Source organism: Streptomyces sp. NBC_01408, from assembly GCF_026340255.1.
Taxonomy (GTDB): Bacteria; Actinomycetota; Actinomycetes; order Streptomycetales; family Streptomycetaceae; genus Streptomyces.
Window position 1 is genome coordinate 671,794 of the sequence record NZ_JAPEPJ010000002.1, and the last position, 17,191, is coordinate 688,984.

10 protein-coding genes are annotated in these 17,191 nt (G+C 71.3%); 4 read left to right on the forward strand and 6 right to left on the reverse strand.

Annotation, left to right across the window (positions count from 1 at the left end; translation table 11 throughout):
- Positions 1-13: 13 nt before the first annotated feature.
- The 5 genes from OG447_RS25265 to OG447_RS25285 all read right to left on the reverse strand — a co-directional run bounded on the left by OG447_RS25265 (position 14) and on the right by OG447_RS25285 (position 6,863).
- Positions 14-946, reverse strand: a complete 933-nt coding sequence (locus OG447_RS25265; RefSeq protein ID WP_266939527.1) for a carbohydrate ABC transporter permease — start codon at positions 944-946, stop codon at positions 14-16.
- Complete coding sequence (locus OG447_RS25270; RefSeq protein WP_266939529.1) at positions 943-2,274, reverse strand: ABC transporter permease subunit; 1,332 nt, start codon at positions 2,272-2,274, stop codon at positions 943-945. Before OG447_RS25270 ends, OG447_RS25265 begins: the two co-directional genes overlap by 4 nt.
- Before the next feature lie 10 nt (positions 2,275-2,284).
- Positions 2,285-3,616 carry an ABC transporter substrate-binding protein gene (locus OG447_RS25275; RefSeq protein WP_266939531.1) on the reverse strand — a complete coding sequence of 444 codons (1,332 nt, stop codon included), beginning with the start codon at positions 3,614-3,616 and terminating at the stop codon, positions 2,285-2,287.
- A gap of 68 nt (positions 3,617-3,684) precedes the next feature.
- Entirely contained in the window at positions 3,685-5,367 is a 1,683-nt protein-coding gene (locus tag OG447_RS25280; protein ID WP_266939533.1) for a glycoside hydrolase family 13 protein, read from the reverse strand.
- A 221-nt stretch (positions 5,368-5,588) separates the two neighbouring features.
- Positions 5,589-6,863 carry an ABC transporter substrate-binding protein gene (locus OG447_RS25285; protein ID WP_266939535.1) on the reverse strand — a complete coding sequence of 425 codons (1,275 nt, stop codon included), beginning with the start codon at positions 6,861-6,863 and terminating at the stop codon, positions 5,589-5,591.
- A gap of 169 nt (positions 6,864-7,032) precedes the next feature.
- On the opposite strand from OG447_RS25285, the gene OG447_RS25290 reads away from it, so the two are divergent.
- The 4 genes from OG447_RS25290 to OG447_RS25305 all read left to right on the forward strand — a co-directional run bounded on the left by OG447_RS25290 (position 7,033) and on the right by OG447_RS25305 (position 13,263).
- Complete coding sequence (locus OG447_RS25290; protein WP_266939536.1) at positions 7,033-7,539, forward strand: PadR family transcriptional regulator; 507 nt, start codon at positions 7,033-7,035, stop codon at positions 7,537-7,539.
- Positions 7,536-8,303, forward strand: a complete 768-nt coding sequence (locus OG447_RS25295; RefSeq protein WP_266939537.1) for an ABC transporter ATP-binding protein — start codon at positions 7,536-7,538, stop codon at positions 8,301-8,303. Before OG447_RS25290 ends, OG447_RS25295 begins: the two co-directional genes overlap by 4 nt.
- A 2-nt stretch (positions 8,304-8,305) precedes the next feature.
- Positions 8,306-10,645, forward strand: coding sequence for an FtsX-like permease family protein (locus tag OG447_RS25300; protein WP_266939538.1), 2,340 nt, complete (start codon positions 8,306-8,308; stop codon positions 10,643-10,645).
- A gap of 158 nt (positions 10,646-10,803) precedes the next feature.
- On the forward strand, positions 10,804-13,263 hold the full coding sequence (locus OG447_RS25305) for a SpoIIE family protein phosphatase (RefSeq protein ID WP_266939539.1): 2,460 nt from the start codon (positions 10,804-10,806) through the stop codon (positions 13,261-13,263).
- Here OG447_RS25305 and OG447_RS25310 read toward each other — a convergent pair.
- Entirely contained in the window at positions 13,231-16,905 is a 3,675-nt protein-coding gene (locus tag OG447_RS25310; RefSeq protein ID WP_266939540.1) for a tetratricopeptide repeat protein, read from the reverse strand. The two genes, OG447_RS25305 and OG447_RS25310, sit on opposite strands and share 33 nt — an antisense overlap.
- Between the last annotated feature and the right edge of the window lie 286 nt (positions 16,906-17,191).

Here is a 17,191-nt window from a genome sequence, read left to right on the forward strand (position 1 = left end):
GAGGCGGGGGCGGCTATTTCACCGAGCCCGCCATCACGCCCTGGACGAAGTGGCGCTGGAAGGCGAAGAAGACGATCAGCGGAACCACCAGGGACAGGAACGCCCCCGGCGCGAGGACGCCGATGTTGCTTCCGAACTGCCGCATCTGGGACTGCAGCGCGACCGTGAGTGGCTGGGACTCGCTGTCCGCGAAGAGCAGCGCCACGAGCATGTCGTTCCAGACCCAGAGGAACTGGAAGATGGCCAGGCTCGCGATGGCCGGACGGCCGAGCGGCAGCACGAGCCGGGAGAAGATCCGCCACTCGCTGCCGCCGTCCATCCGGGCGGCTTCCAGCATCTCGCGCGGTATCTCGGCGAAGTAGTTGCGCAGCAGGAAGATCGCGAACGGCAGCCCGTAAGCGACGTGGAAGAGGACGACCCCCGCGACGGTGCCGAACAGCCCCACCGCGCCGAAGAGTTTGGCCACGGGCAGCAGCCCGATCTGTACGGGTACCACCAGCAGTCCGACGACCACCATGAAGATGCCGTCCCGGCCGGGGAAGTCGAGCCACGCGAATGCGTATCCGGCGAGCGCCGCGATGCCGACCACCAGGAGGGTGGTGGGCACCGAGATCAGGACGGTGTTCCCGAAGGCCGCCGCGATACCCGAGTCCTTCAGCAGGGCGCTGTAGTTGTCCAGGGACAGCTGGGACGGGTCGGTGAGCGTGGTCCACCAGCCGTCTGAGGCGTTGTCCTGTTCGGAGCGCATCGAGGACAGGAACAGGCCCGCCAGCGGGGTGATCCAGACGAGGGCGACCAGGATCAGCACGCCCTGGACGGCGGAGTTGCCCAGCAGGCGCGACAGCCGGCTCCTGCGGCGCGGTCCGGGCACGGACGGGGCGGGGACGGGCCGGACGGCTGCCGTCCACCGGGACGGTGGGCGCTCGATGGTGCTGTGGCCGCTCATGCTCCGCTCCTTCGGAAACGCCGGATGTTGAAGATCATCGCCGGGACGACCAGCAGGAGGAGCACCACGCTGAGCGCGCTGCCGAGCCCCTGGTCGTTGCCGCCACCGAAGGAGACCAGCCACATGCGGGTGGCCAGCACGTTCGCCTCTTCCTGAACGGGTCCGGGCGCGATGATGTAGACGAGGTCGAAGACCTTCATCACGTTGATCACCAGGGTCACGAAGACGACGGTGAGCACCGGTGCCAGCAGCGGCACGGTGATCTTGCGGAATATCTGGCCCTCGGTGGCGCCGTCCATCCGCGCGGCCTCCAGCGCGTCGCGTGGGATGGCCGCGAGCCCGGCGCCGATCAGGACCATCGCGAAGCCGGTCCACACCCACAGGTAGGCGCCGATGATGGCCGGCGTCACCAGCGCCGGGCCGAGCCAGTTCACGCCCTTGTAGGGGGCCTCGAAGTTGGCAGCGGGCAGCGAGAGGGTGTACTCGCCGTCGGCCAGCCCGGTGAAGCGGAAGGACCCGTCGTCGGCCGTGGTGGCGGTCGCGGCCACCCGGCCGTCCCGTACGGCCTCGACCGTCATGCCGGGCAGTCCCTTCTCGCCCGGGTCGACCTTGCCCGGCGTGCCGGCGCCGCCGGGGGCGAAGTCGAGGTAGACGACTCCCCCGATCCCCTGTGGGCCGGGGGCGTCCGCGGCCGCGGCCTTCGCGCCGGCGGGCATCGCGTCGCCTGCCACCCCGACGAAGCCGAGGCTTGCCGAGCGGCCGGGACGTACGGTCTCCTCGGTGCTGTACGGGCCGCCCGCCCTACCGGTCAGACCATGGCCCTCTCGGGCACGGGCCGTCGGGTAGGCGGCAGCGTCGTCGAAGGTGTCGTGGACGCCGACGACAGCGGCGTTGAGCACGCCCCGGTCCGGGTCCTGTTCGTAGGCGAGCCGGAAGATGATGCCCGCGGCGAGGAACGACACGGCCATCGGCAGGAAGAGCACCAGCTTGAAGGCGGTCGCCCAGCGCACCTTTTCGGTGAGCACGGCGAGGAGCAGCCCCAGTCCGGTCAGCAGGGTCGGGGCGACGACGACCCAGATGGTGCTGTTACGGATCGCCTTGAGGGTGGCCGGGTCGTGGATGATCGCCGCGTAGTTCCCGGCTCCGACGAAGCGGTCACCGCCGGCGTCGAAGAGGCTGCGGCCGAGGGAGAAGAGGACGGGGTAGACGACCAGCGCGCCGAGCAGCAGCAGGGCCGGCAGGACGAAGACGACCGCGAGGCGGCGCTTCTTTCGCTGAGCCCGGCGCCGCCCGTCGGCGGCAGCGTGGGCGGTCACGGTGTCAGCCATGGGAGCCGCCTCAGTTCCCGTAGGCCTTGGCGGCATCGGCTTCGAGCTTTGCGGCCGTTCCCTGGGGGTCCGACGGGTCGCGCAGGAAGTCCTGGAGGAGCTTCCACTCCCCCGCGCCCTTGGTGCCGCCGAACGCGGCCGGGGCCTGGTCCGACATGTCGAAGCGGATCGAGTCGCCCGCCGCGATGAGCGACTCGGCGGTGCTGCGGGTGACGGGGTCGCCGTACGCGGCCATGTCGACCCGGATGCTCGGGGACAGGAAGCCGCCCGCACCGGCCCAGACCTCGGCCGCCTCGGGACTGGCCAGGTACTCGACGAGCTTCATGCCGGCCTTGCTGTTCTTCCCCTCCTTGAGGACGACGGCCGCGTCACCGCCGCTGACGACGGGCGCCTTGCCGCCGTCGACTGCGGGGAACGGAAGGAACTTGGCGTCCTTGCCGGGCTGCTTGCCGAACTGGTCCTTGGCGACGCCGCCGACGAAGTCTCCTTCGTAGACCATGGCCGCCTTGGGCGCGGGGCCGAAGACCTGCTCGACCGACGTCGGGAAGTCGGTACCCAGCGCGGTCTGGGCGCCGCCGGCAACGAGCCGGTTGTCCTTGAAGAGTTCCCCGAGTGTGGTCAGCGCTTTGACGACGCTGTCGTCGGTCCACTTGAGCTTGTGCTGGGCGAGCTGGTCGTACTTCTCCGGCCCGGCCTGGGAGAGGTAGATGTTCTCGAACCAGTCGGTGAGGGTCCAGCCGTCCTCGCCGGCTATGGCGAAGGCCGGGCGGCCGGAGTCGGCGAGGGTGTGGCCGGTCTTCAGCAGGTCGGCGTAGCTCTTGGGCTCGCTGACGCCGGCCTGGGTGAAGGTCTCGGGGGCGTACCAGATGGTGGACTTGTGGGCGGCCTTGAAGTAGAGCCCGTAGTACGTGCCGCCGACGGTGCCGTAGTTCTTCCACACCGGGGCGAGCGTGGAGTCAGCCGTCTTGGCGGTCTGGTCGGACAGGGGCTGGAGCCAGCCCTCCTTGGCGAACTGCTGGAGCACGCCCACCTGGGGGACCATCACCACGTCGGGCGCGTTGCCGCCCTCGATCTTGCTTCCGACGAAGGTGGAGACGTTGTCGCCGGAGGGGACGAAGACCGTCGTGGCGCCGGTCTTCTTGGTGAAGGCGTCCAGGACCTTCTTGAAGTTCTTCTGCTCGGTGCCGGTCCAGACGCCTGCCACGGTCACGGTCTGACCGGCCAGTTCACCGCCGCTCGCGGGTCCGGTGGTGCCGCCGCAGGCGGTGGCACCGAGGGTGAGAGCCAGGGCCGCCGTGGCGGTGGCCGCGGTCCGTCGGGTCGTCTTGCTGGGTCGTCGCATGATGAGGTCCTTTTCGAGGAAGTCCGGGACTGCGGGGTGGGAGGGTCCTGCGTCGGATCTCCCGGGGGTCACGGGGCCGGGCACTCGCCCGTCCACCAGGCGGCGGTTGCCGCGGGAAGCACACCGTCGGGGCAGGGTCCGCTCGCGAGCAGCGGAGTCCCGGGGACCGGGGCCGGCACCGGCTCCGTGCCGAAGTTGACCGCGCAGACCAGGCCGTCGCCGCGGGCGATCGCCAGCACCTGCGCGGGCGCGTCCAGCCAGCGCAGGGTGCCGTCGCCGAGCTGCGGCAGGGTGCGCCGCAGCTGGAGTCCGTCGCGGTAGAGGTGCCAGAAGGAGCGGGTGTCGGCCAGGGCGCGGTCGGTGGCGTGCTCGGCGAACCACTCGGGCTGCGGCAGCCACGGCTTGACGCCGGCCGCTTCCTGGCTGAAGCCGAACGGGGAGGCGTGCCCGGACCAGGGCAGGGGCACGCGACAGCCGTCCCGAACGTGCTTGCGGCTGCCGGTGCGGTGGAAGATCGGGTCGGTGAGGACCTCGTCGGGCAGGTCGAGGACCTCGGGGAGGCCGAGCTCCTCACCCTGGTAGACGTAGGCGGCGCCGGGCAGGGCGAGCATCAGCAGGGCCGCGGCGCGGGCGCGGGCGGCTCCCAGCCCGCTGCCTTCCACCCCGGGCTCGCCCGCGTAGCGGGTGACGGTGCGGACCTGGTCGTGGTTGTTGAGGACCCAGGTGACGGTGGAGCCGGTGCCGGCGATGTCGCGTATCGCCTCGGTGATCGTCGCGCGGAAGGCGTCGGCGTCCCAGGGCGCGCTGAGCAGGTCGAAGAAGAACGCCTGGTGCAGTTCGTCGGGGCGGACGTACTCGGCGTGCTGGCGTGCGGTCGGCACGGACACCTCGCCGACCAGCAGCCGCTCGTGACCGTCGCGAGCGGTGTACTCCTCGCAGACCGAGCGCCAGCGGCGCCACACGTCGTGGACCTCGGGCTGGTTCCAGGCCAGCTGGTTGACGGCGTCGCGGGCCCGCTCGTCGGCACAGGGGTCGTCCGAGTCGGGCAGCCCGGGGTGCTTGAACAGTCCGGCGGCGACGTCGATGCGGAAGCCGTCGACACCGCGATCCAGCCAGAAGCGCAGGACCTGCTCGAAGTCGTCGCCCACGGCGGGGTCGCGCCAGTTCAGATCGGGCTGCTCGGGCGTGAAGAGGTGCAGGTACCACTCGCCGGGGGCGCCGTCGGGCTCGGTGATCCGGCTCCAGGCGGGACCGCCGAACATGGCGCGCCAGTTGTTGGGCGGCTCCGCCCCGTCCGGGCCGCGGCCGGGCGCGAAGTGGAAACGGGAGCGCGGCGCGCTGCCCGGCCCCGCGGCGAGCGCGGCGCGGAACCACGGGTGCTCGGCGGAGCAGTGGTTGGGGACGATGTCGAGCAGCAGCTTGAGCCCGAGCCGGCGGGCGTCGGACACCAGGCGGTCGAACTCGGCGAGGTCGCCGTAGACGGGGTCGACACCGCAGTAGTCGGCGACGTCGTAGCCGTGGTCGTGCTGCGGCGACGGGTAGAAGGGGCTGAGCCAGATGCCGTCGACACCGAGCTTCCTGAGGTAGGGAAGCCCGGCTCGTACGCCGGCCAGGTCGCCGACGCCGTCCCCGGTGCTGTCGAGGAAGCTGCGGACGTAGACCTGGTAGATCACCGCGTCGCGCCACCAGGGGTCGGATGGGGTGGCGCTGCGGGAGGGGTGGCCGGTGCCGGCCGGAAGGGTGCTGAGCATCTCGCGTCGACCTGTTTCTACTGAATGCGAGAGCGCCCCAGATCGGTGCGCTGTTATGCATGCATGTTAAGTAGCAGTGACTGGAGGGTGTCAACGATGTGTCCGGAAACAGTGAAAAGTTGGGGTGGTTTGCCCAACAATGCCCAGATGCACGACAAAGGGCCTCTACTTAACATGTAAGTAGAGGCCCTGGAGAGAGAGGAGGGGAGGGAGGAGTGCGATCAGCCCTTGCGGGAGATGGTCCCGAGCTCGCGCGCAAGCCGCGCCGCCGCCTGCTCGGGCGTCTGGCGCAACGCCATCACGTCCTGCGCCACGGCCTGCACGGCGAGGCTCACCTGGTCGTAGCGCGGACTCTTGGGGCGCGGCACAGCCGACAGCACGCTCTGGCGAAGCGTGGGCAGGTACGGATACGCGCGGATCAGCTCGGGATCCTCGTACAGCGCGGCGCGCACCGGTGGCAGCGACCCCTCGGTGAGCACCTGTCGCTGCACCCGTTCACTGGTGAGGTAGGAGATCAGGTCGGCCGCCGACGCCGGATGCCGCGCACGGCTGCTGACCGCGAGGTTGGAACCCCCCAGCACGCTCGTGCCGGGCCCGTCGGGTCCGGGCAGCGGCACGGCGCCGAACCCGCCCGCGACCTTCGATCCTTCCGCGCTCGCGTCCGCGTACACATACGGCCAGTTCCGCAGGAAGAGCAGCCTGCCGTCCTGGAACGCCTGCCTCGACTCCTCCTCCTTGTAGCCGAGCGCTTCGCGGGAGATCCAGCCGTCCCGCACACCGTCCGCGAGGAACCGCAGTCCGGCGCGCGCGGCGTCGGAGTCCACGGTCACCCGGGCGCCGTCGTCGCGCAGGATCGACCCGCCCGCCGAGTGCACGGCCTCGGTGGCGTTGACGGTGAGCCCTTCGTACGGGAGGAACTGGCCGGCATAGCCGTCCAGTCCGTACTTCGGGGCGATGGTGCGCGCCTGGCGGACCAGTTCGGCCCAGGTACGCGGCGGCTGCTCGCCTTCCCGGTCCAGGATGTCCTTGCGGTAGTACAGCAGTCCCGCGTTCGTGACGTACGGGACCGCGTACAGCCGGCCGTCGAAGGTCGCGGTGTCGACGACCGGCCGCAGGAAGGTGTCCAGAGGGAAGCGGTCACGCTCCAGCGGGGAGATCCATCCGGCCGCCGCGAACTCGGAGGTCCAGGCAACGTCGATGTTCAGTACGTCGAACCGGTCGCGGCCCGATCGCAGTTCGCTGATCATCTGCGCCCGGGTCTCGTCGGCAGAGTCCGGCAGTTCGACGAGCGTGACGCGCTCGCCGGGGTGGTCGCGGTTCCAGTCGTCGAGCAGCGGGGAGAGGTAGTCGGTCAGATCGCCCGCCGTCACGAGCGTCAGGGGGCCACGGCCCTCGGAGGCCACCCCCGCGTCGGCGCGGACGCCGAAACCGGCGTATCCCGTGAGCACGACCGCCGCAACCAGGAGAGCTCTACCCGCGGCACGTATCCACCGCATAGATTCCTCCCAGTGCACGATCCGGCTGCGCCGCCGACTCTCGCGGCCTATATATACCCGTTAGGCATGGGCGATACTAGACGTCCAGGCAGACGATACGGGCGGCGGCGCCACTCGGTCAGATGCCGATGTAACAGTTGACTACCGGGTGGGAAAGGAGGGGGAGCGAGTGCGGCTGGCGCTCCTTGCACTCCTCACCCGTAGCCCTGCACACGGTTACGAGCTGAAGCAGGACCTTGAGAAGCTCTTGGGCGCCGCGTACCCTCAGCCCAACGTCGGCCAGATCTACGTCACCCTCGGCCGGCTGGAGAAGAGCGGCCTGATCGAAGGCGAGGACGTCGAGCAGTCGGGCCGGCCCAACAAGCGCACGTACAGGCTGACGGACGCCGGGCGCGAGGCCGTGCTGGCCTGGTTCGAGGACACCGCGGAGGAGCCCCGGGTACGGGACGAGTTCTTCATGAAGCTCGCGCTCGCACCGCGGTCGGGTCTGGCCGACCCGGTCGCGCTGATCAACAAGCAGCGGCGGCAGTACCTCAACACCATGCGGGACCTGTCCAAGCTGGCCGCGGCGGAGGACCGCGACAACAAGATCTCCCAACTGCTGATCGAGGGAGCCATGCTGCATCTGCAGGCCGACCTCGACTGGCTGGAACGCTGTCAGGAGGAGCTGGAATGAGCGACGACGCCACCACCGCTCCTGCCGTGCCCATCGTGCGCGCCGAGGGCCTGGCCAAGACGCACTACGGCGAGGGCGTGCCGGTGCACGCCGTGCGCGGGGTGGATCTGTCCGTCCAGCCGGGCGAGTTCGTCGCGATCACCGGGCCGTCGGGAGCCGGCAAGTCCACGCTGCTGCATCTGATCGGCGGCCTCCAGCGGCCCGACAGCGGGAAGCTGTGGCTCGGCGGGGAGCGGGTCGACGAGTACCGCGAGGCCCGCTGGGCGGTCCTCAGGCGCCGCAGCATCGGCGTGGTCTTCCAGTTCTTCAACCTGGTCTCCAACCTCACCGTGGCCGACAACGTCGAACTGCCGGCCCTGCTCGCCGGCGCCTCCCCGAAGGCCGCCCGCGACTCCCGCGCCGAACTGCTCGCCGAACTCGGCCTGGAGGGCCGCGAGCGGTCGATGCCCGGCGAGCTGTCCGGCGGCGAACAGCAGCGGATCGCGCTCGCCCGCGCACTGGTCAACCACCCCACGCTGCTGCTCGCCGACGAACCGGCCGGCAGCCTCGACAGCAAGGGCACCCGCGAGGTGCTGCGGCTGCTCTCCCGGTTCCACCAGCGCGGCCAGACGATCATGATGGTCACCCACGACGCCCGGATGGCGAGTGCCGCCGACCGCGTCATCAGCTTCTTCGACGGGCGCATAGCCGACGACGCGCAGCTCGGCGACGGGCGACGGGACCCGGCCGGCGGCGTCCGCGGCGTACTCGAACTGAAGGAGTGACCGTGCGGGCCACTCTGCGCTGGGCGCACGCCGACTTCCGCGCACACCGCGGCGAAGCCCTCTTCGTCGTGCTGGCCAGCGCCGGGATCATCGCCTCGCTCCTGCTGGCCGGCGCGTTGTTCAGCTACGCCGCGAACCCATGGCAGCGGATCTTCAACCAGTCCCAGGGCGCGCACATCTGGCTGCACACCCGCGCCGGGGCGACCCCGCTCACACCAGACGTGGACGCCCTGTCCGGCGTGAACGGGATCGCTGCCCTCTCCGGGCCCTTCCGCACGGCGGCGACCACCGTCGAGTCGCGCGGCGCGCGGGCCGGGGTGACGCTGCGCGCAGCCGCGGTGGCGCCGCCGGAGACAGGGCGGCCGGTCGTCACCGCGGGCAGCTGGCTGGTCCCACCGGACGGCGGTGCCCGGGCCGGCACCGTCGTGCTGGAAAGTTCGGTCGCGCGGGCGCTGTGGGCCGAGCCGGGCGACACGGTGCGGGTCACCGGGCCGGACGGCGCTCCGCACGCGCTGCAGGTGCGCGGGATAGCCGAGGCCTCCGAGCCGGGCTACCGGGCGGGCGGCGGACCAGGCATCGGCTGGGTGCTCTCCGGCACCCTCGACGAGATCGCACACGGAGACACCGGGCAGAGCGTGGGGCTGCGCCTGGAGGATCCGGACGACACCGACTTCATGGTCCAGCGTGCCGTGACCGTCCTCGGCGCAGACCGGGTGGCCCAGGTCACCAAGTGGCAGCAGGCACGGTCCGAGGCAGGCGGCGACGACCAGCTCCTGGGAAAGATGTTCGCCGTCTTCGGGCTCGGTGCGCTGCTCTCGGCGGCGCTCGCCGCGGCGGGCGCGATCAGTGCCCGGGTCCGCGGCCAGCTGAGGGACATCGCCGTCCTCAAGGCCATCGGCTTCACCCCCGGGCAGGTCACCCGCGGCTTCCTCGTACAGCACCTGGCCTTCGCGTTCCTCGGCGTGACCCTCGGTACGGCGGCCATCGCACTGCTGGGCGCCCGGATACCAGGGCGGATCGGGGAGGCGGCGGCGGTGTGGCAGGACCTGCCCGGCCACACCACGCTGATGATCGGCGTCCCCTGCGGTGCGGTGCTGCTGATCGCGGCCGCCACCGGACTCTCGGCCTGGCGGGCCGGACGGGTGCCCCCGGTGCCGGTGGCACGGGCCGCGCTGCCGTCCGCCGCGCCGATGACCGCACTCGGCAGGCGGGCTCTCGGGATGCGGGTTCCTCCGGCTCTGGTCCTGGGGTGGCGGGCGGCGTTCGCGCGACGCGGCCGGACGCTCGTACCGGTGGCCCGGCTCGCCCTGCCGCTGGCGCTCATCACGGTCGCGCTCGTCGCCTGGTCGACGCTTGACCAGTTCCGCAGCCGGCCCGTGCAGATGGGACTGCCCGCGGCTCTGACCGTACGGGCCGAGCAGCCCGCCGGGCCGTCGGACTCGGAGCTGGAGAAGACCCTCGCGACGATCCCGGACATCGCCACGGTCCATCCGGGCGCGGAGATGGCCGCGCTCGTGCCGGGGCAGACCGGCACCATCACGCTCCGCGGGCTGGGCACGGCTCGGGACCCGTATCCCTCCGCGGTGGTCGAAGGGCGCGCGGTCGGTGGTCCGGACGAGGCTGTGGCCGGGCAAGGGCTGCTCGACCTCCTCGGGGTGCGGGTCGGCGACTGGGTGCGGATGACCGTCGAGGGACGGCCACAGATCCTGCACCTCGTCGGCCGCACCATCGAACCCGAATCCGGCGGCCGGGTGATCACCACGACCATCGACGCCCTGCGGGAGCGCGATCCGCAGCTACGGCCCGCCTTCCATGCCTTGGTGCTGCGCAAGGGGGCGGACCCCCGGGAAGTGAGCGGCACGCTCGCCGTCGCGGCAGGTGGAACGCTGGAGATCCGCGAGACGCCCAATCCGGCCGACCGGCTGGAATCGGCACGCGGAGTGATCGCCGCCCTGATCGCGGTGCTGGCACTGATCGGGCTGACCGAACTGCTGACGCTGATCAGCACCGGCGTACGCGACCGGGGCCGGGACCTGCTCGCGCTGAAGGCGATCGGGCTGACGCCCCGGCAGATCGGGGCGATGATCGTCGCGGCCGCCGGTCTGACCGCGCTCGTATCCGCAGTGGTGGGTACGACGGTGGGTGCGTTGTCAGGCAGCTGGCTGGTAGACGCTCAGGGCGCGTCGAGCGGGATCGGCGCCGGAATCGCCCAACTGCCCCCGCTCCACGTGCTGTTGACGGTGATCGTCGGGGCGGTGCTGGGTGCGGTGGCGGCGGCGGCGCTGCCGGCGGCACGGGCGGCCCGGCGGCGCCTGGCGGACTCGCTGAGCGAGACGCTCTGACCCCCAGGGCCGCCCCGGAGAGCAGCGGGTCCTCACCCTTGCGGCGGGCGCTCACCGCCTGAAACAGCCCACCCGGCGGGCGGGAGCCATCCCGCGAACCGATACTGGACCTCGGCGAGCTGCTCAGCCCTTGGTCGACAGGTCGAAGGGGGGCGACGATGGACGCACCGGTGCCGGTGTTCGGCGAGGGGCCCGAGGACCCGTTCGCCCTGCACCGCGCAGCCTCATCGGTGCTGGACGACCACGGCAGGGTCGTCGGCTGGAGCGAGCTCGCAAAGGCACTTCTCGGCTACCCGCCCGAGGAGGTCCTCGGCAGGGCGGCGGTCGAATTCCTGGTCGACGCCCGGGACCGCGACGCGGTCCTGGACGCGGTGGCCACATGCGAGCGCGACCGAGGCTGGTCCGGGGTCCTGCCCGTCCTGCACCGCAGCGGCCAACGGTTGGAGCTGAGCTTCCGCGCCCGCGCCGTCATCCGTGCCTCCGGCCGCGAGTGGTTCCTCGTCGCCGCGCCCGCCGAGGAGGTGCTCCAGTGGGCGACGGACCGGTCGGTCCTGGACGGCCTCTTCCGGCGCTCCCCGATCGGCCTGTCCGTCCATGCCCCCGACCTGAGCATCCTGCGGGTCAACCGAGCCTTGGCCCGGTTCACTCAGCTTCCCGCGGCGGAGGTCCGGGGACGACGCACCGGCGACTTCCTGATCGGTCCGGACGTGGTGACCATCGAGAGGCGACTGCGAAGGGTGCTGGAGACGGGCGAACCCCTGATCTTCACCGAGCAGCCCTGTCGCCTGAGGAGCGACCCCGGCCACGAGCGGGTGGTGTCGGTGTCTGCGTTCCGGATGGAGGACCCTTCCGGCGGAGTCCTCGGTGTCACCCAGTTGGTGGAGGACGTCACCGACCGCTACCGGGCCCGGCGACGGCTCACCCTGCTCAATCGGGCGAGCGCCCGCATCGGAACCACACTGGACCTCGCCCAGACCACCCGGGAGCTGGCCGACGTCGCGGTCCCGGACCTCGCCGACGCCGTCTCGGTGGATCTGCTGGAGCCGGTTGCCCACGGCGAGGAGTCCGCCACGGAGGCGATCGGACTGGTCCGCAGGATGGCCGTTCACTCGATCAGCCCAGAGGCGCTGGAGGTGATGTACTCCGCCGGAGAGGTCTTCCACTTCGACGCGCGGACCCCGCAGGCCAGGTGCCTCGCGGAGCGGCAGCCCATCCTCGAACCACTGCTTCAGAGCAGCCCCGGCTGGTACTTCCAAGATCGGGAGCGCACACGGCGCGCTTTCCGCCTGGGCGCCCACTCACTGATCGTCGTGCCGCTGACCGCCCGTGGTTCGCTCCTTGGCCTGCTCAGCCTGTGGCGGGCCAAGCGGCCCGAACCGTTCGAGGCGGACGACCTCACGCTCGCCGAGGAGTTCGCCGCGCGCGCCGCCGTCTGCATCGACAATGCCCGCCGCTACACCCAGCAACACCGGGCGGCGCTGACCCTGCAGCACAGCCTGCTACCGCGCGAACTACCCGAACACAGTGCGGTCGAGCTCGCCCACCGCTATCTGCCGGCCGAGCCCGCCGCCGGCGTCGGCGGCGACTGGTTCGACGTCATCCCGCTTTCCGGCGCTCGCGTCGCCCTGGTCGTCGGCGATGTCGTCGGACACGGCCTGCACGCCGCGGCCACCATGGGCCGCCTGCGCACAGCGGTGCACACCCTGGCCAACCTCGACTACGCGCCGGACGAGGTCCTCTTCCACCTGGACGACCTGGTCAACCGGTTGGCCGACGAGCAGGAGCCGTCGGGCAGACGCCCGCATGGTCAGCAGATCGTCGGCGCGACCTGCCTTTACGCGGTCTACGACCCCATCTCCCGGCTCTGCACCCTGTCCCGCGCGGGGCACCTGCCGCCCGCCGTGGTGACCCCCGACGGCCAGGTGAGCCTGCCCGAACTCCCCGAGGGGCCGCCGCTGGGCCTCGGCGGACTGCCGTTCGAGTCCGCGGAACTGGAACTCGCCGAGGGCAGCCTGCTGGCGCTGTACACGGACGGCCTCGTCGAGGCCCGTGGTCGTGACGTCGACGTGGGGTTGGAGCGGCTGCGCAAAGCGCTGTCCCGGCCCGGCCGATCACTGGACGAGACGTGCACAGCGGTGCAGGAGGCCCTGCTGCCCGAGCGTCCACGCGATGACGTCGCACTGCTCCTCGCCCGCACCCGCGTGCTGGCACCGGAGCAGGTCGCCTCCTGGGAGCTGCCCGCAGAGCCGACCGCCGCCGCTCAGGCACGGGACCTGACGGCGGCCACGCTGACCAGGTGGGGCCTCGAGGAGATGGCCTTCACCGCCGAGCTGGTAGTCAGCGAGCTGATCACCAACGCCTACCGGTACGGCGGCGGCACCCCGGCAACCCTCCGGCTCATCCGCGACCGCTGCCTGATCTGCGAGGTCTCCGACAGCAGCAGCACTGCTCCGCACCTGCGGCGTGCGCGCACCACCGATGAGGGCGGGCGCGGTCTCTTCCTCGTGGCCCAACTCACCGAACGGTGGGGCACCCGCTACACCCGGGAGGGCAAGACCGTCTGGACGGAACTTCCGCTGCTCACGTCACCGGACGGCCGCTCCGCGGCTTCCGTCTGAGCAGAGAAGGTTACGAGTCCTCTCCGCGTCCGGGAGGCCATAAGCGACGAGACCGGGTTCGTGGCAGCCGAGATAGTAGCAGATCTTGAGGGCCTGCGTGATGCAGTCCCGGGCCTGGGGCAGCTCGGTGTCCGCGAGCAGTCGTACCTTGGCGTACGCGTACAGCGCGTACGCCAGGCCCGGCTCGTTCGCTGCGAGGTGTACCTCGGCCTGGCTGCGGGAGAGGATCAGCGCCTCCTCCGTGGCGCTCAAGGCCTCCTCCTCGAACCCTCCCGCGTCGGCGAGCCGCAGGCCGTGGTTGGCCAGGACCGTTGCCAGGCTGCCTTCTTGGGCCTGCCCGGCATCCACGAGCCGACGCGTGCGGGTGACCGCTTCAGCGGTGGCTTCGAGGGCCTCGTCACGGCGTGCGACGTCTGCCGCGAGGTATCGGCCGAGGGAGTCGAGCGTCTGGGCCAGGACCGGTTCGTGCGCGGGATCGCCGCCCGCCAGTCGGCGGGCGATGCCGACGGCCCGGGCGACGGCGGACAGGCCCTGGTCGTGTTCTCCGGTCTCGGCCAGTTCCATGCCCTGGGCGTGCAGCGCCCACACCAGGGAGGGTTCGTGCGCGGGATCTTTGCGGATCGCGTTGTGGGCCGCCTCGACGGCCCGCCGCAGGGTGCTCCGGGCGTCCGGGTGCCCTCCGGTGTGTCGCAGGATACCGAGAGCCGCCAACGACTGGGCCACCATCGATGGTTGGGAGCCGTCTCGCTGAAGTGGCCCCTCCAATAGGCCGATCAGCTCTTCGAAGACGGCCGGTGCCTCACGGCGGCGCCCTGCCCGCAGCATGCACGCGCAGAGACAGGCCAGGCGCAAGCCCATCTCCCCGAGGTGCGCGCCGGGGTCATCCGCTCGCAACTGCCGGGTGACGACCACGGCCTCCAGCATGGCGTCCGCCGCCTCGTCCAGGCGTCCGGCCGCGGAGAGCTCCTCGCCGAGAACGACGAGGACCGCGCCCAACTGCGGCGCGTACAGTGCCGCGCCCTCCGGGCCTGTCCGCACGAGCTCCCGCAGGATGTCCACCGCCTGCGCACGCGCGTCCACCGCCTCGTCCCGCCGGCCCGCTCCGTTCATCGCCACGGCTCTGTTCATCAGGTTCATGGCCAGGTCATGCTGCGCGGGAGCGGCCGGATCGGCCGCCAGGATACGGCGGTTGACGGTGACGGCCTCTTCCAGGACCTCGAGGGATTCCTCGGTCAGCCCCTCCTTGCCCAAGGACCTGGAGAGGTTGTTCAGGCTCCTGGCCAGAGCAGGCCGGAACACTTCGGGCCTGGCCTCGGCGAGTGGCCGGTAGAGGCCGACCACTCGGCGATTGGTTTCCAGTGCCTCCCCTTCCCGTCCGGCTTCCGAAAGCTGGCTGGCGTAGGTCAGCAGGCTCATGGCGAGGTCTGCCGTGAACGCCTCGGGATACTCCTCGGCCAGGGTTCCATAGAGGTCGACGGACTTGCGGGCGGCTTCCAGCGCCTCCGGTTTGCGTCCAGCCTCCTGGAGGTCGTTGGCATAGGTGTTCAGGGTCATGGCCAGCTCATCCCGGAAGACCGCGTTGTCCTCGTGGTTCAGCGACCGGTAGAGCTCCACCGCCTCGGCGACCGCGGCCAGGGAGTCCCGGTGCCGTCCCAGCTCCCCCAGGGCGACGGCAAGGGAGTTCAGGCATCTGGCCAGGTCGGGGCGGAACACATCAGAGCGCTTACGGACCAGGTCGCGCCGGATGTGGACGGCCTCCTCGATCGCCCGGAGTGCTTCCCGGCGCCGTCCGGCACTCCCCAGGCACGAGGAGTGGGTGCTCAGAATCATGGCAAGGCCGGGACGGAAGGCATCCGGGCGCTCCTCGGCCAGCGTCCGGTAGAGCCCCGCTGCCTCCCCGCTCGCCTCCAGCGCTTCCCGGAGCCGTCCACACTCCCTCCACCACAAGGCCAGGTCGTTCAAGCCGTCCGCCAGCTCCGGTCGGTGGACATCGCCCCGCTCCGCCACCAGGTCGCGCCGGATGGTGACAGCCTCCTCGAGCGGTGCGAGTGCCTCTTCGGCCCGGCCCAGTTTCCCCTCGGCGTGCGCAACCCTGCACAGGCTGTACGCCAGTTCGGGCAGATACGTACCAGAGGCCGGCCCGGAGGTGATCCGACGGTAGAGCGCGACGGCCTCGTGGGCGGCTCCCACCGCTTCCTGCCACCGCCCCAGGTCATCGAGCCCGGTGGACAGGTTGTGCAGGCAGGCGGCGAGATGGGGCAGGAACGTGTCGGGTTCCGTCTGCGCCAGGAGCTTCAGCATCCGTACGGCCTCGGCCGAGACGGCGTACCCCTGCTGTTTCTTCCCCATGGCGCCCAGTCGGAAGCAGAGTCGGCGCAGCATCGTGGCCAGGTCGGCCACGTGGGCGGTGGCCGGGTCCTCCTGGGCCCGGGCGCGGTGGAGATCGGTCAGCCGTTGGGTCACGTGCAGGGCCCAGGCGGCCAGATGGTGGGTGGTCCGGGGAAGCCGGTCGGCCAGCCGCGTCAGGTCCGCGAAATCCGTGCCGGGGCCGTCCGTCAGCCGGTACAGGGCCGCCACCAACGGCTCCGGCCGCTCCACCTGAGTGGCCACGTCGACGGCGAGCGGGCCCAGGACGCGCGGATGGCGGACGCAGAGGTCGGTCAGGGGCGCGTCGAGGCGGTCACGGTGGGCGGTGTGGGCGGCGGCGCGGGTGAGAAGGGTCAGAAGGCCGGTGGCCTGCGCCTCGGTGGCTCCCTCCACCAAACGGCCGGGGAGACCGGGACGGTCGCAAAGGCGGTCCCCGACGAAGAACTCCGCGAGCCGGTCCGGATGGAGGCTCCCCCAGACCTGCGCGTCGTCGGGCGAGGGGTAGAGGGCGGCGATCCAGTCGGCCAACCTGCCCCGGGTGTCGGCACTCTGGTCCTCGAGGCCTGGCACGCGGGCCAGGAGGGCATCGGCCTGGGCGGGGTCGGCGGCGCCGCAGAGGAACGCGGCGGCCAGAGCGTCATCGATGGCCCTCGCCCTCTTCAGACCCAACTCCTCGCCGACGGTCCGCCAGTAGACGCGCTCGTGGCTCAGTAGCCGTTCCTCCAAAGCTCCGGTGCCGGCTCCGGCTCCTACGGCCCCGGACGATGCCGCCGCGTCGCGGGCGGCATCCAGTAGGTCCGCGAGGGCGGTCATGTGCAGGGTGAGGGCCATCTCCATGCCGGGGCCTTGGAACCGGTCGGCGTACGGGCCCGGGGACGGGCCGCCCGTCACACATGCGGCCAGAGTGGGCCAGTCATGGTCCTGCTGTCCGGACACCCGCGGCAAGGCGAGGGCCAGAGCGTCCACTGCCTGGCGGTAGGCATCGGCGCGGTCGGCCGGCTGTGGTTCCAGCGGAGACAAGAACATGCCGGGAGCCCCGTAGAGCTCTTCGAGGCGGGCGCGGTCCTGGAATTCGGGCCACCAGTCGTCGGCGGTCCGGGCCAGCAGCAGGATTCTGAACGAGGCGCCCGGGGCGCGGACGGCGGCCTCCAGGAGCCCGAGCAGCTGATCCGTGCGGGTCTCGGCGTAGTCAAGACGACCACAGCCAGCCGGGCGGTCACGGCCATGTCCTTGAGTGCCATCAGGTCGGCGGCCACCACGTGGCGGGCGAGCCACAGTACGTCCCAGCCGTCGTCGGCGAGTCGGTCGGTGAGGTGGCGGACGAGGCGGGTCTTGCCCTGTCCGCCCGGCCCGTACAGCAGCTGAACGCCGAAGCCCGGCTCCGTGAACCAGGCCTGCAGATGCCTCATCACCTCGCTGCGGCCACGGAAGGGGACCACCGCGCGGTGCGCCTCCAGCAGCGAGGACGGTGATCTGGGCGGCCGGGTCTTCCCGGCCAGATCGTCCCACTCCCCCAGCTTCCGCCGTAAGTCCGATCCACCGGTGTGAATGTTGATGGTGT